Consider the following 15,458-nt stretch of genomic DNA (forward strand, 5'->3'; position numbering starts at 1 on the left):
AAAATGTTGAATCTCCGAGCGCTTAACCTTTCATCGATCCATCGGATACGCCGGAAATAATGAACCTTTGCAGGAAGAGATAGAGCAGCAAGGTGGGAATGAGGACCGTTACAATGGCAGCCGACATGACTGGCCAATCGGTCGCATTTTCGCTGGAAAAGGAGTTAAGAGCGACGGTGACTGTTCGCAAAGAGGTCTTCGGCATAAACAAATATGGATTCAGAAAGTCGTTATAGATAGAAATCGTCTTTAGAATAATGACCGTTGCGATGCCGGGCATCATCTGAGGCAGAATAACGGACCAGTAGATGCGGAAGTAGGAGGCACCGTCTATCTTAGCGCTCTCGTCCATATGCTTCGGGATCTTCTCCAGGAACTGAAGGAAAATATAAATGCCCACGACATCCGCGCCTGTATACAGTAGAAAACCTGCCTCTCTTGTATTGAACAACCCCAAGGATTTGATAACCATGAATGTAGACACGGATGTTAGCACATGGGGAATCAGGACGGAAGCGACAAATGCTGTAATGATGATTTTCTTGAAGCGGAAATCAAAACGGTTCAGGACATACGAGGCCATGGAACCAAGGAATACGCTTCCGGTTACACCTACCGCAACTTGGACTGAGGAATTTACGAAAGCTGATAGCATTTTACCTTGCTTGATTGCCATGATGTAGTTATCGAAGTTAAACAGATTGTCAGGTAAAGCCATAAAGCCTTTCAGCCCATACTCCTCACTGGTTTTCAACGAGACGTTTAGGATGATGAAGAGCGGCAACATAATAATGGCCACCCCGATCAAAGCCATGGCATAATTGAACAGCTTTAGAAGAGGGTGGCTAATTTCCAGCCCGATGTCGGTAGCATGTTTCTTCATATCTGCCGCTCTCCTTTCGATAACCATAATCTTTGCAGGCCAACGACGATAGCTACAATGATTAGCATGACCACAGCCATTGCAGCGGCTTTACCATAATTGCTGAATTCGAAGGCGATGGCCAAGGACTTGGAGACGAATGTGTCGCTCAGGCCGTAAGGACCGCCTTTTGTCAGGACAAAGGGTTGGAAGTAGGCTTGCAGTGCACCGTTAATTCCGAGGAACAGATTAAGCTCAAACACGGTGATGATGTTAGGAATAATCATATAACGAATCATCTGATGAAAGCTGGCTCCATCGATACTGGCTGCTTCATAGACGTCCTTTGGAATGGACTGTAAGCCGGCCAGATAGACGACCATACACCAACCTGTGAACATCCATGTGCCGATGAAGGCAAGGGAGAAGTTGATCAAATAATTCTCCGGCAGCCAGTGCACGGGATTCATGCCGATCCACTTCAGAGCAGCGTTTAGTGGACTGTTGGTGTAGTTGTACAAATAATTGAACATGAATGCGATCGCGATGCCGTTCAAAATATTAGGCATAAACAAAATGGAACGAAAGAAATTTTTTCCTTTCATTTTGGTGCTGAGGATGATAGCAAAATACAAACCAATCACGTTCTGAACGAGCATGGCCACAATATAAGCCCCATTGTTTTTGACCGAAATCCAGACATCGGTATCTTCGAATACATCTAAGTAGTTTTTGATCCCGACAAACTGCATATCTGGGGAGATGCCATCCCACTTCGAAAAACTCATTTGAAACAGTTTAAGGGCAGGCCAATAGGTAAATGTAATTAGGAGCACGACCGGCAAGACCAAAAACGCCAGTATGGTCAAACCTTTCTGATAGTCGTATCTACGTACCCTTCTGAAGGTGTTCTCTCTCATAACTCCATCCTTCTTTATCCAGATTTTAAAACAAAAGATGGATCCAAGTTGAACCCATCTTCTGAACGGTGCACTTACATTATTTCCCTAGAACTTCCATGCGTGCCTTTTGCCATTTCTCATTGTACTTTTTCACGACATCGTCTGTATTTTTGCTCAACATAAATTCTTGAACGACCTGCGATAAATTGATTTGGGATTTGTTCAAGGTTTCTTGGAATTTGATATCAACCGCTGTGTCTTCAATAATAGGCAGCTTGGATGACAGCAATTCTTCTACGCCTGGAATGACGGCTTTATCTTGCTTGATGGAAGAGTTCACACCACTTGCCTGTGCATAACGGCTGTTGGTGAGCATGAATTTGACGAACGCTTTACTGGCCTCCGGGTATTTCGTGTTCTTGGATACAACAAATGGTTTGTCTGGTCCGACATATACGGCTTTCGATCCTGGGTGAGGGAACATGCCGACTGCATCGGATTTAGCACCTAGGTCGATTAACTGTGGAACAAGCCAATCCGCCATAAACATCATACCGACTTTGCCTGCCGCAAGATCCTTCTTCGTCTGTTCCCAGTTCGCCGACATCAGATCAGGTTCTGTAAAGCCCTTCTGATAAGCGTCCCTTGCCAGATTGAAGCCTTTCAAAAACTCGCTGTTGAACAGATCCCCAGCTTTGGCAATCAAGTCGTTTCTCCAATTCGCGTTACCTGTGCTCACATGTGTGTATTGGAAGAAATAAGGATCCAGTGTAAACGCGTCTTTAAAACCCGTACCTAGAGGAATAATGCCTTTGTCCTTCAGCTTTTGGAAGGCAGCGAACAACTCATCTGTGGTTGTCGGCGTTTTCGTAATTCCTGCCGCCTGGAAGGCGGTCTTACTGTATACAACACCTAGGTATGCCGCACCGGAGTTGACCTTGTACAGCTTCCCGTCATCACCTAAACCGCTTGCATGAAACCACAGGTTATCCTTGTTATAGCCCAAATCGTCCAATGGCATATAATACTTAGGTAGATCAGCCTTCGTAATCTCGGGAAGGGCAATCGTAACATCCGGTAATTCACTGGCAGCCGCACGCGTCTTTAAGATTTGCTTCCAATCTTTATAAGATTCAATCGTAACTTGAACCCCTGGATTCGCTTTCATAAACTCGTCTGCAAGCGCTTTAATTTTAGTTTCGGCAATATCCGTTCGATGGGTACCAAATACGATCTTGCCCTGCAAATTAGCAGCCTCAGTAGTCGGCTTGGCAGCGGTTGCAGGTGTGGCTGCTGGTGTGGAAGCGGGGGACGCGCTTTGGCCATTGCCACAGGCGACGATCGGCACAACTAAACTGAGAGAAAAAACGAGACTGAGTAATCTTTTCATAGTGACCTCCTTGTATGTCTGTTCTTGTTCAACAGGATGCATCCTCTGATACCCTTATTTTAAGCGTTTTCAGGAGACCAAATGAATGACCGGATATTGGATTTCTTAACAGATCATTTGATTGGTCGTTTACTTGATCTTTTTTCTGTATTCCGTAGGGGAAACGCCCACTAATTTCTTAAAGGCTCGGCTGAATGATTCAGGTTCCTCATATCCAACCATTCCTCCCACTTCGTATACCTTAATTTCGGGCATAGCCAGCAGTTTCTTAGCTTCCTTCATGCGAGCTTCTATGAGAAAATTCGTAAAGCTTTTTCCAGTCTGATCTTTGAATAGCTTACTGAAATAAAATGGATTTAAACATACCCGGTCCGCAACGCTTTGAAGCATCAAGTCCTCGCGGAAGTGCTGCTGAATATATTCCTTGGCGATTTCGATAATGCGAATGCTTCTCTCGCTTTTACGATTCTGAATCGTGGTTGTCCGATCCGTGAAATCCTCGGCGAGCAGGCCGATCAGATCCTTCATGGTGGGAACGAGATCGATAGCAGCAAACAGATCTTGCCCGTTCGCCGTCTTGTTGGAGGAGGCTTCAGCAAATTCCCGACATGCAACTTCCATGCGGGTAACCATTTTTTTGCAGACATCCTTCACGTTTACAGGTCTCGCCTGAAGCATCTCCAAACGAACCAACAATTGCATCAGTACATCCTTGGCCTGGTTAAAATCCCCAAGCTCCATGAGGCTAGTAATTTGTTGAACCTCTGGCTCCCAGGGAAACGATGCAATCGTTGACATGTTCGATTCATCTTGCGAAGTAAGAAATTTCGCGCCTGCATTTTCGTAGAAGCCAGTCTCCAGAGCACGCTCCGCCTCCTTAGCTCCATTGGGCAGTTCATCTAGGAGTGTAAATACATCACTAATGCCGCACGAAACTTTAGTATCTGGTACTGATTTCCAGTTGTCTGCCTGTATGTTCAGTGCGTCCTGCACCACATTCTTGAAATGGACGAATTCCTTATTTCCGCAAAAAACAGCAATAACCTGAGTACCACGTAAAGCAAGCATGACACGAACCATTGGGGCCATTTGTGGTACTAGTGAGAGCACATCGTTCTTGATTGTTTCAAGAATTAAAGGATTATTCTGGTGAACCTGTAGGATGGCGATCAGAAAATTCCCGCTGTCTGCCAGTCCACAGTCTCGCAGCTTTTGCTTACATGGCTCTACATCTTGTGCTCTAGCATGGAGGAATTGCAGCAATGCTTTCTCCTCGACTAACAGCTGCGCTTCCTCCGATCTATCCTTCAGCAGCCCGTCCCGCCGAGAGGATTCCTGCTCCAGCGCATGGTCATCCCTGATCTTCTGCAGCAATGCCACAATATCCGGTGTGGGGATCGGCTTCAATAAGTAATCCACTGCACCCTGACGTAAGGTCTCCCTGACATACGGGTATTCACCGAACCCGCTCAGCACGATGATCTTCATCCTATCCAGTGGATCCTGTTGCGCCTTCACCTTCCGAATCAGCTCCACGCCGTCCAGAACAGGCATCTTGATATCCGTAATTAACAAGTCCGGCTTGCACACCAAGATGTCCTCGTAGGCCTGTTGTCCATTCGACGCCTCACCGATGACCGTCCATTCCGGGCAATTTTTCTCGATAATTTTTCTCAGACCGGTACGAATGATTCTGTCGTCATCTGCAATGAATACGTGATACATCGTTTAGCCTCGTTTCTAAAATGGTCTAGGTCATGATGGGAATTTGAAAAAATACCGTCGTTTGAACCTTCTCCACACTTCGAATTTGTAAACCATATCCGACTCCATAATGCAAGCCAATCCTTTGATGGACGTTTTTCATCCCAATACTACCAGGCGATTCATTCATTCCGTTCAAGTCATCCATCGTTTGTTTAAGTTTGTCTACGGAGAAGCCGCCCCCGTTATCTGTTACCTCGAAAACAACATGGTTCTCAAGCTTTCTTACAGATATGGTTATGAGTCCGCCATCGGAGGTATATTTCAAACCATGGTTGATTGCATTCTCCACCAGTGGCTGTAGGACCATCTTGGGAATTGGAACATCCTCAATTTCTTCCTCGACATGGATAACGATTTGAAATAAGTCGCCGTATCTGACTTGCTGAAGCAAGACATACTCCTTCAGATAATGAATTTCATCCCGCAATTGCACCTTGGACAAAGGGTCGGTAATGCCATATCTCAGAATGCCGCCAAGGGCAACAGCCATCCGGGATGCTTCATCGTCATCATTGATTTCTGCCATCATCCTTATCGATTCAATGGTGTTGTACAGAAAGTGGGGGTTGATCTGGTTCTGAAGGCTCTGAAGTTGTAATTCCTTCTTCCGTAGTTTGTCTATGTATACTTCCTGAATAAGATCTTGAATTCTGTCTGTCATTCGGTTGAATGACGAGCCCAAGGCACCAATTTCATCCGCTCTGTTATCTTGGACTTTTACCCCAAAATTGCCTTTCTCGAATTTCTTAATTGTATTAATAAGTGTTCTAATCGGATTCACAATTTGTCTGGAAATTATAAAGAGAAAGAAAAAGGAACCCGCGATGGCTAGAAAGGTAAAGAACATCGTCACTTTGCCTGCTTGATTAATCTGCCGGAACAATTCACGCTCCGGGATGATGGTTAGAATCGTCCATTCGTTCACTTCGGAAGTAAAGCTTCGGACAATGGAATGCGTACCATCAATGTTGCTTGCCTGACTTAGCCGTGCTTTGGCTATGTTTTGCAGATTCATATCGGCGGGACTGCCAATATTCGGAGAGTGGGTATCGTATATGGTCTGACCATTCTTATCCACGATAACAACCCTTTGGTTGGGAAAAAGCATTAAATTTTTAATTTGTTCGGCCAAGTAATCAACCTTTGTATTGACAAGCAGCACTGCCGCTACGGCTCCTGCATTAACGTCCACAAGTCCTCTAGCCACTCCGAACACTTGAATGGGCCGAGTCCTCTGATCGGATACATTGGGTAAGTGATAGGTGGAGACGATCTGCGGCCTGCCGAAGCTCTCGATGCTTTTACGGAACCAAACTTCTCGAACAGGATCAAACGGGCGCAGCAATGCCGTATCCAACACCTTGTATTCGCTCATTCCGTTCAGGTTAAACAAGAAAATGGAGTGGATGTCTTTTTTGAACAGAAACATCTTATTGAATATCATGTCAGCTTCCCGCTGAAAATCCAGGCTGACTTGATTATTCTGAAATGATTTCAGGTTCTGAAAAAAATTATCTTTCGAATTCTGTTCCATGAGAGGGATGATGGTGATAGAAGACAAATCCGCCAAATAAGAGTCGATTCTGCCCATTGTTTGCTTATTGGCCAGATCGATTGCTTCCAGCGATACAGCTTCCTTATCCTTCTTGTAATTCATAAAGTGACCATAAGACAGAAGAATCATAAGAAATGACAGGAACAAGAAACAGATGCTCAGTTTATAAAATAAAGGAATGTTGGACAGCTTCCACATTTTCCTATTAAAGGGAGTGAACTTGCGTTTCTCCACAGCCATACGCCCCCATCTATCATGTTGTCATCCCACAGTGAAAACGCCTACAAGATGCCCTAGTAACAATAGTGATAATACCCCCTTTCCAGAAAACCCGCAACAGGCTGAGCAACGATACAAGTTAGACAGAAGAGGGCACTGCTTTTTTTTATCCGAACTGCTGAATCGGCAAAAACGGCACAAAAAAGCAATTTCATTTCTATATTTGCCGCTGTTTTCGTGTAAAGATGGGTTCGCAGCAGGAAATTGTAAAACGCAATCGCTTACATGATTACGTTAAATGAGTTTTAACGCCTAGCTACATTTCGGAAAGGGGAATAACAAGATGAAACCTGCAACGAACGACGCCATGCCCCAGACGCTGATCCGGGTACCGATGGCTGCGGTCAAGCGGCACAAAACCTGGAAAAAGATGAAACGCTTCATTCCGCTTTACCTTTTATTCTTACCCGTGCTGGCCTATTATGCCATCTTTCATTACGCACCGATGACCGGGGTCATCATTGCCTTCAAGAAGTACACGTTCATGGACGGCATTTTCGGGAGCGAATGGGCGGGACTCGCACATTTTAAAAGATTTATTGAGAATGGTGACTTCTGGATCATTTTCCGTAACACACTGCTTTTGGCTTTCTACCGCCTTTTATTCGGATTTCCGGCACCGATTCTATTCGCACTGCTAATTAACGAATTGCGTTTTACGAAATGGAAGCGTTTTTTTCAAACCGTCTCGTACCTACCGCACTTTGTATCCTGGGTTGTGGTATACGCACTACTGTACAATTTATTCTCGGAAAGCGGATTAATCAATCTACTGCTTAAATCTTCGGTTGGTCACACCTTTGAATTTCTGTCATCCACCGAATATTACCGGATGATGTTTGTAGGCAGTGCCATATGGAAAGAAATCGGTTGGAGCGCCATTATCTTTTTGGCTGCTTTAACGAGGGTTGATCCCGATATGCTTGAAGCCTCGGCGATTGACGGTGCAAATCGGTGGCAGCGCTTATGGCATATCACCTTGCCAAGTATTAGAAGTGTAATCAGCATTATGTTTGTGCTGAGCTTAGGCGGCATTCTCAGCGTAAGCTTCGAACAGACGCTGGTCATGATCAATCCGCAAGTAGCGCCAGTAGCTGAGGTCATCGACTACTATGTGTACCGCATTGGTCTGCTCAATACGAATAATTACAGCTACGCAACGGCCGTTGGTCTGTTCCGTTCAGCGATCGCGCTTGTTCTCGTATTGGTTGCCAACTATGTATCTAAGAAAATTGACGAGGAGGGGGCGATATGGTAAACGGAAAGTCCAAGTCATTATCCCAGCCGGGAATCGTCGACTATATCATCTGGTTCTTCTTGGTTCTGCTCTGCGTGAGCACCCTGTACCCATTTCTGAATGTACTCATTGTATCGTTCGCTGACATGAAGGATTACGTGAAGCAAGGAGGGATCCTGCTCTATCCACGCTCGATTCATTGGGATAGTTATCGTTACGTGCTTCGCCACTCTGGGCTGGTTGATGCCTATGGCGTCACCATCTTTATTACAGTTGTTGGTACGTTAATCAATTTGATTATGACAGCCCTAGGCGCTTATGTGCTATCCAATCGCGAGTTGCCAGGGCGCAATGTGTTAATGACGATTATCGTCATTGCGATGTTGTTTAATGGCGGATTGATTCCTACCTATTTGGTTGTCCGTTCCCTGCATATGGTTGACTCCGTATGGGCTCTGATGATTCCATTCGCAATCAATGCCTGGCTGTTGATCCTCATGCGCAACTTTTTTCAGGGCATTCCAGTTAGTCTTAGCGAATCGGCCCGATTGGACGGCTGCTCAGAGGTCGGTATACTCGTTCGCATCATGCTGCCGTTGTCTCTTCCAATCGTAGCCACGCTAGCTCTGTTCTATGGGGTGGGACACTGGAATGAATATATCAATGTCATTATTTATATCAACGATCCGAAGCTTTCGACGCTGCAACTGATCTTACGTAAAATGTATACGGTTTCGATTGAACAGCTCGACGGCGACAGCCTGCCGCCGCCTGTAGAGACGATTCGTGCCGCTACGGTGATTCTGTCAGCTTTGCCCATCATCATTGTATACCCGTTCTTGCAGAAGTACTTTGTGCAGGGAGTTATGGTCGGGTCTGTGAAGGGCTAAGCATGGACTTATCATAAGAAACGATCCAAATAACTAATCAAAGGGGAGACACAAAACAATGAAAAAGCAATCAACTAAACGCATTATTGCATCCTTATGTACGGTTTCGGTGGCAACAGCAATAACCGCAGCTTGTAGCAGCACGGAAACGAGTAAACCGGCAACCACTGGGGAAAGCACCAAGGCACCCGCAACGGCAACGGCATCCGCTGCCCCTGTAACGATCTCGCTTACACAGCCTGATGGAGGTCGTGTCTGGAAAGACGACAATATAGCTACCAAAGAAATTGAAAAGAAAGCTAATGTCAAATTGAACGTAACCATGCTGCCTAATAACGACTTTAACGCTAAGTTCAATGTACTTGCCGCTTCTGGCGACATTCCAGATATGAGCAGACTCGGCGCATTCGACTATCAGAAGTATGTGGATCAAGGCCTGTTCCTTGATTTGACGAAGTTAATCGATCAATATGCGCCGAATTTGAAGAAGAACCTGAAGCCTGAGCTTTGGGAGCTAACGAAGCATAAAGGCAAACAATTCGTTATCCCTTATGAGAATGGGGCAGGCAAGGAAGTACCTGCGGTTCGGAAAGACTGGCTGGACGCTATGAATATCAAAATGCCTACCAATCTAGACGAATTTGAGCAAATGTTGAAAGCGTTCACGTTCAATGACCCAGACAAAAACGGCAAAAACGATACGTACGGTATGGGCATGGCGAACAGCTTCGCGGAAACGTTTATGCCGATATTTGGCGCATACGGCATTGCACCAGGTATGTTCGCTAGTAGTGTGCCTATGAACAGTTATCTGAAAGACAACAAGATTGTACCGGTTGCTGTATCCCCTGAATACAAGGAGGCAGTGACGTATATCAAAAAGCTTTGGGACGCTAAGGTAATTGATCCAGAACTTTTCACAATTAAAGCGGATCAGGCGCAGCAGAAAATAGCGCAAGGGAAAATCGGCTACTTTACAGCTTGGTGGTCCACAGCTCCTCAAACGCTTATTCAGCAGCTCAAAATGAAAGAGATTGTGCCTAATGTGAAATGGGATCCAATCGCTCCTGGCATCAAGGGGCCTGATGGAAAGAGCGGTATGCTATCTTTCGGTAATGTAGGTGCAACGATCGCGGTTTCTGCTAAAACTAAAAATCCTGAAGCGGTATTAAAATTCCTTGACTACATGTCCACAGACGAGGGCTGGGAGCTTAACCACTACGGTATCAAGGGTACGCATTATACGAACATTAATGAGGCGCGTACACCTGAGGGTCAGAAAGCGTTTGACGAGAAATGGCTAGATCCGCTGAGCCAGATCGTTTCCCGTGTCGATATTCAGAATAAAATCAATGCCGCTACGAAGGATCCCGTTGCCATTGAAAACAACCGCTTTATTGATGCAGCAGCTGGCTATACTTTGATTTCAGATATCTTCTACGGCATCCCGGCAACGGATGAGCAAAATACACTAGGACCAGATGTTGCCAAATATGAAGTGGAGATGTTCTTGAAGTTCGTCACAGGCGCAGAGCCGCTGTCAAACTGGGATGCTTATGTAGATGGATGGAAGAAGAAGGGCGGCAAATCCTTATTGGATTCCAAAATCAAAAAGTATAACGAACTGAAATCAAGCAGTGTTAGCGCTGGTATCTAATCATGAATTGTAGCCCAATATCGTCACCTATACTTCTAAAAGGAGATCACAGGCGAGCTTATCGAGACCCATGTGCGCTTTATCAGGATGGCATTTGGTGGCTATATTATACCCTTGTGGAGACAGAAGAGGATGGCCGAGTCTTCTTGTATATGGCGATGAGCCGGAGCGAGGATCTTCGGCAGTGGAGCGAGCGGCTTCTTCTAACTCCGAGGGGTCAGAACCTGAATTTCTCCAGTCCTGGTAATCTGATTTACGTCGATAACCGATGGCGGATGTGCTTGCAATCCTATCCACGTCCCAATGGTGAGAAATATGGCAATGGGGATTGCCGTATTTGGATGATGGAAAGCGAAGATCTAGTTAACTGGACGGCTCCTGAACTCCTTCGCGTCAAAGGGGAACATGTGGTAGTAGAGGATATGGGTCGGATGATCGACCCCTATTTCATCGCGAATGCCAACAACCCCGGGGAATGGCTATGTTTTTACAAGCAAAATGGCGTCAGCCTATCGAAAACAAGTGATTTTCAGCAATGGATTTATTGCGGCTCCGAACAGGCGGGAGAAAATGTGTGTATCATCCGGCACCAAGAGGAGTATGTGATGTTTCATTCTCCTGAAAATGGGATAGGTATGTTGAGATCGCACGATCTAGTTCATTGGCATCAGGAGGGCGACTTACTCACATTGGGTCAGCAGCAGTGGGAATGGGCGCAAGGGCGGTTGACCGCTGGATTCGTCCTGGACCTCAGAGGTACGAAAGGCATAGAGGCATTTGTGATGTTTTTTCACGGCAGCGGTCCTGAAGATGAGAGTGTGTTATTTGATACGCATGCCTCGATTGGCATAGCTTGGAGCCGAGACCTGAAGATGTGGGATTGGCCGGGCAAAGTGTAAATGATATCCGTGCATGGACAAAGAATGGAGTCATTAGTTGGTCAAAGGGCTGCCGCCATGGCAGCCTTATGATCAAAATTATTTTTCTTAGGAGATTGTAAGCGTTAACATGAAAGTGGGGAAATTGTGCTAGAGGTCATACTGAATACCTAATGAGTTGGAGGAGAAGATCTGTGAAAAAACGTTTGTCATTGATATTGTCATATCTATTTGTATTCATGCTTATTCTTCAAGCAGTTCCAGCGTTTGCTTCGGGTGAAACAGTGACAAGCCCAGAACAAATTGTTGTTAGAGTTGAGGGGGAGAATTATACCGCCAAAGTTGGAAACGAGATAACAGGGACAAAAGAAAATTATTTGAATATCCCTCGGAGCACGCTGAGCAATGGTGACTTTTTGTATATCAAAAGCTTAAGTGGTGTCCCCGTGTCAAATTACAAAGTTGACTATCAAGTGACCGTTTCCGTTCCCGGTATTTATGGGATGGAGATCATGTCGAGCCCGATTAACTTGACCTCTTTCCCACCTTATGAAATGAAAATTAATGACGGCAATTATGTTACTGTAAATAGCACTTTAGCCACTAAAATTGGGCAAATTGATACGCCGGCGAATGTGCTCCATAAGTTCAATCTAGGTCCGGTGACGCTTAAAGCCGGTAGCAATACAATCTCCTTCCGCATCCCGAACGGGAGAGCACAGGACGGGCGCATCTATTTTTACCTTGATTATATGCAATTTACGAAGCTCCCGTGGGGACTGAACAAGATCACAACCAATGCACCTAACAACCTTTTTGAAGAAAGTGACGTGAAGGAGTTATCCATCGAATTTACCGATACCGCCAGCAAGGGGCATGTCGTTGCATATAAGGTGGAAGATTATGATGGGAGTGTCGTTGTTCAAAATAGCGTAACGATGGACGTGTATGCGCCATCTTATAAGGTTACGTTGCCGCAACTGCAACGGGGCCATTATACAATAAAAGCGGAGGCAGATCAGAATGGCAAACCAATCATCGACTATTTCTCTGTCGTGATGAATGCTTCTGATCGCCATACAAGCAATAACCCCTTTGCCCTGGATGTGGCGGGAGGTTCTCTGATTCCTGTCGACCAAGCGGCGAATTACGCTCGGGCGGTCAGGCTGACCGGAGTCGATTACGTGCGGGAACGAATGCACTGGAATTCCATTAGCAGCGCAAGTGGCACCTACGATTTTAGTAAATATGATCCTTACAACAGCGCCTATGCGGCTAACGGCATTCGAGTCCTGGAGTTAAACCATATCGCTCCGACATGGGCGAAGGATACAGGCAAAAACCTGCCGCGCAACCTGCTGGATGCCTATCAACTAGCCAAAACAAGCGCTACGCATTATGGGGCTCAGTCGGATTGGGAGTTTTGGAATGAACCGGATATCAGCTATACGACCGACAGCGAGCCAGCCGATCAATATGCCGCATTCCTGAAGGCGACTACGATCGCAGCGAGGGATTCGGGGTCAGGCACTCGGGTAGCACTGGGAGGGATCGCCTATCCGCCAGGGGGATATACAGAGCTTCTCATGGAGAACGATGTCGCTCCTTATATGGACATTTATAACTATCATGGTCACCGTAGCGATAGTGCGAGTCAGAAGATATTGGATATGCCACCTTCCTTCGCGGCACATACGGAGTTTATTCAAGGCTACGACCTGGATACGAAACCTATTTATGTGACAGAAGCAGGGGTAGCCCAAACGTTCTCCGACAGCACACAGACACTGTACGGTGAGCAGTTGCGGACGCAGGCACGATACTTGACCACCTCCACGATTCAATCTATCGCTTCTGGTGTGGATAAGCATTTCTGGTTCGTGTTTCCGAATTATCAGGAAACCATTGGGAACTATGGCAGCTTCACTTCCAGAGGAACGCCATACGCTGCTGTGAATGCGGAAGCTGCGATGACGCATGCGCTAGGTGAAGCCGTTTATCTAGGCAAGCTAACTGGATTGCCTGACGGAGTGGCGAATTATGTGTTCAAGGACGGAACGGACAGTGTTGTTGCCTATTGGAGCGAGCATACGACACCTCTGAACGTGACTACAGGTACCGGCACAGCGTTATTGACAGACATTATGGGGAAAGAGCAGCAGCTGACATCCACAAACGGCAGTTATCCGCTGACGTCGGGTCCAGACATCCATTATTTGCGGATTGCCGGCAGCATTCAAAACTTGACCACGTCCGTGTTTGCAGCACCTGTGCCTAAAGCTGCTGAACTTTCAACAGCGGACCGGATGGTCATCACGCAGAAGTATCCCGAAGCTACAGCTGCTAAAGCTAAGTCCAAGGGGTATCTGCTAGATAAGAACACAGCAACAGACATTCAGGTGGATGTTTATAATTTTAACTCGTCAGCAATGAGTGGGACAGTCAATGGTTCCGTAAATGGCGGATGGAGCTTAGTGTCGCCTTCCCGAACGGTAACGGTTGCTCCGTATTCCAAAGCGACATTGACCTTTACCCTGACAGGAAGCCAGGAAATAGCGGCAGATGTGAAGTTCCCGGTCATATTCCAGGGTACATTCAGCGGGGAGGCTACTTCCAAGTCGGTGACGATGATTGCCTCGAATGAAAACAAGGCAGTAACGCCAAGTCTGCTCCTACCGGATTATGATAATCCTGCCCAGTGGGGGGAGAATATTTCGCCAGGCTCCACCGCCACGGTGACTTCACCATCTCCTGGGGAGATCCAGTTCAACTATCTCTTCGGCAGTGGGGATAAGTGGACATATCCTAATTTTTTTGTACCTCAAAATGTGACATTCGCTGGATCAGAAGGGGTGACCTTTGATGTGTACTTCCCAGCTCCGATCGAAGGCGTGGTTGTTCGAAGCTTTATCTATGAAAGCAATGGTTCCGGCTATTTCACTGGAACGGGGGTTACACCTGTAGGCGGCTGGCAGCAAGTCAAATTACCTTGGTCGGATTTTGCGGCGTTTGGAACGCCAGATGATAATTTCCATCTCGATTCCGATCAGATCACTAGGTTCAGTATCGGGATAAATTCCAGGACGGCAACCGATGTTTCGTTCAAGCTGCGGAATGTCGGCATCTATACCCAGCCTGACACAGGTCTGTACAGTAAAATCGTCAATTTGGTTCCTGCAAATAATCAGGAACTTGTCGCAGGAAACGTGACGATTTCCGCCGATTTGGTGCAAGGCGAGATTCCTATTGCAGCGGGTAGTGCTGAGCTTCTGGTGGATGGAGCAGTAGTTCCTTACTTGATGAACGGCCAAACCCTTACGGCCTCTACGGTGCTAGCCCCTGGCACTCACAGCGTGAAACTAAAAGCCTTCGATGCGATCGGACGACTGATGTCCGTTAAATCCAGTGTGAGCGTGATTGCAAATACCGTAAAACCATTATCCAACGGAGCTCCAGGTATACCTGTTTTATCCTCCGACAACGGTTATTCTGGTTTAAAAGATGGCAACTACACAATTACGATGAACATGTGGTATGGCAATAATGGTACATTGTTCAAACTGTACGAAAATGGTGTTCTCATTAATATGAAAACACTATCGGATGCTTCCCAATCGGCACAACTCGTCAAAGTGGGAGTATCTAATAAACCCAACGGCACTTACACCTACACCAGTCAACTTATCAATAAATTTGGTACAACAACCAGTCATCCTCTTGTTGTCACAGTCACAGATGTGTCACCAGGTAAACCTGTTTTATCGCAGGATAACTGGGATGGAGATGGCAACTATACAATTACAATGAACATGTGGTGGGGTACCAACGCGACAGGGTATCGCCTCTATGAGAATGGTGTGATGATTGATAACCATAGCTTGCAAGCCAATTCTCCTCATGCTCAAAGGGCAGTTACAGCCATTTCCGGCCGCACAAATGGTGTGTATCAGTATCGCGTCGAACTGTTCAACGCCGCAGGCGTGATCTCCAGTGATATGTTAACTGTGAAAGTCACGAAGTAAGAGGAACAAACAGGCACGG

The 15,458-nt window shown here is 46.2% G+C and carries 10 protein-coding genes; 5 read left to right on the forward strand and 5 right to left on the reverse strand.

Annotated features, from left to right (window positions below):
* Positions 1 to 22 precede the first annotated feature (22 nt).
* The 5 genes from J2736_RS17055 to J2736_RS17075 all read right to left on the reverse strand — a co-directional run bounded on the left by J2736_RS17055 (position 23) and on the right by J2736_RS17075 (position 6,710).
* Complete coding sequence (locus J2736_RS17055) at positions 23 to 883, reverse strand: carbohydrate ABC transporter permease (RefSeq protein ID WP_310499793.1); 861 nt, start codon at positions 881 to 883, stop codon at positions 23 to 25.
* The gene (locus J2736_RS17060; protein ID WP_310499794.1) at positions 880 to 1,782 is read right to left on the reverse strand and encodes a carbohydrate ABC transporter permease; all 903 of its coding nucleotides are present in this window, start codon (positions 1,780 to 1,782) and stop codon (positions 880 to 882) included. The genes J2736_RS17055 and J2736_RS17060 overlap by 4 nt, the downstream gene beginning before the upstream one ends.
* A gap of 79 nt (positions 1,783 to 1,861) precedes the next feature.
* On the reverse strand, positions 1,862 to 3,154 hold the full coding sequence (locus J2736_RS17065) for an ABC transporter substrate-binding protein (protein WP_310499795.1): 1,293 nt from the start codon (positions 3,152 to 3,154) through the stop codon (positions 1,862 to 1,864).
* Between the two features lie 129 nt (positions 3,155 to 3,283).
* Positions 3,284 to 4,879: a response regulator gene (locus J2736_RS17070; protein ID WP_310499796.1), complete on the reverse strand. Its 1,596-nt coding sequence runs from the start codon at positions 4,877 to 4,879 to the stop codon at positions 3,284 to 3,286.
* A gap of 25 nt (positions 4,880 to 4,904) precedes the next feature.
* The gene (locus tag J2736_RS17075; protein ID WP_310499797.1) at positions 4,905 to 6,710 is read right to left on the reverse strand and encodes a cache domain-containing sensor histidine kinase; all 1,806 of its coding nucleotides are present in this window, start codon (positions 6,708 to 6,710) and stop codon (positions 4,905 to 4,907) included.
* A 328-nt stretch (positions 6,711 to 7,038) separates the two neighbouring features.
* Here J2736_RS17075 and J2736_RS17080 point away from each other — a divergent pair, with 328 nt between their 5' ends.
* The 5 genes from J2736_RS17080 (at position 7,039) to J2736_RS17100 (ending at position 15,439) form a co-directional block, all read left to right on the forward strand.
* On the forward strand, positions 7,039 to 8,013 hold the full coding sequence (locus tag J2736_RS17080) for an ABC transporter permease (RefSeq protein WP_310499798.1): 975 nt from the start codon (positions 7,039 to 7,041) through the stop codon (positions 8,011 to 8,013).
* Positions 8,007 to 8,882, forward strand: a complete 876-nt coding sequence (locus J2736_RS17085) for a carbohydrate ABC transporter permease (RefSeq protein WP_310499799.1) — start codon at positions 8,007 to 8,009, stop codon at positions 8,880 to 8,882. Before J2736_RS17080 ends, J2736_RS17085 begins: the two co-directional genes overlap by 7 nt.
* Before the next feature lie 58 nt (positions 8,883 to 8,940).
* Positions 8,941 to 10,539 (forward strand): extracellular solute-binding protein, encoded by a 1,599-nt coding sequence (locus tag J2736_RS17090; RefSeq protein ID WP_310499800.1) that lies wholly within the window; start codon positions 8,941 to 8,943, stop codon positions 10,537 to 10,539.
* A 116-nt stretch (positions 10,540 to 10,655) separates the two neighbouring features.
* Positions 10,656 to 11,438, forward strand: a complete 783-nt coding sequence (locus J2736_RS17095; RefSeq protein WP_310499801.1) for a glycoside hydrolase family protein — start codon at positions 10,656 to 10,658, stop codon at positions 11,436 to 11,438.
* A gap of 173 nt (positions 11,439 to 11,611) precedes the next feature.
* Positions 11,612 to 15,439, forward strand: a complete 3,828-nt coding sequence (locus J2736_RS17100; protein WP_310499802.1) for a hypothetical protein — start codon at positions 11,612 to 11,614, stop codon at positions 15,437 to 15,439.
* The last annotated feature ends 19 nt before the right edge of the window (positions 15,440 to 15,458 follow it).

This window comes from Paenibacillus qinlingensis (assembly GCF_031455095.1).
Classification (GTDB): domain Bacteria; phylum Bacillota; class Bacilli; order Paenibacillales; family NBRC-103111; genus Paenibacillus_E; species Paenibacillus_E qinlingensis_A.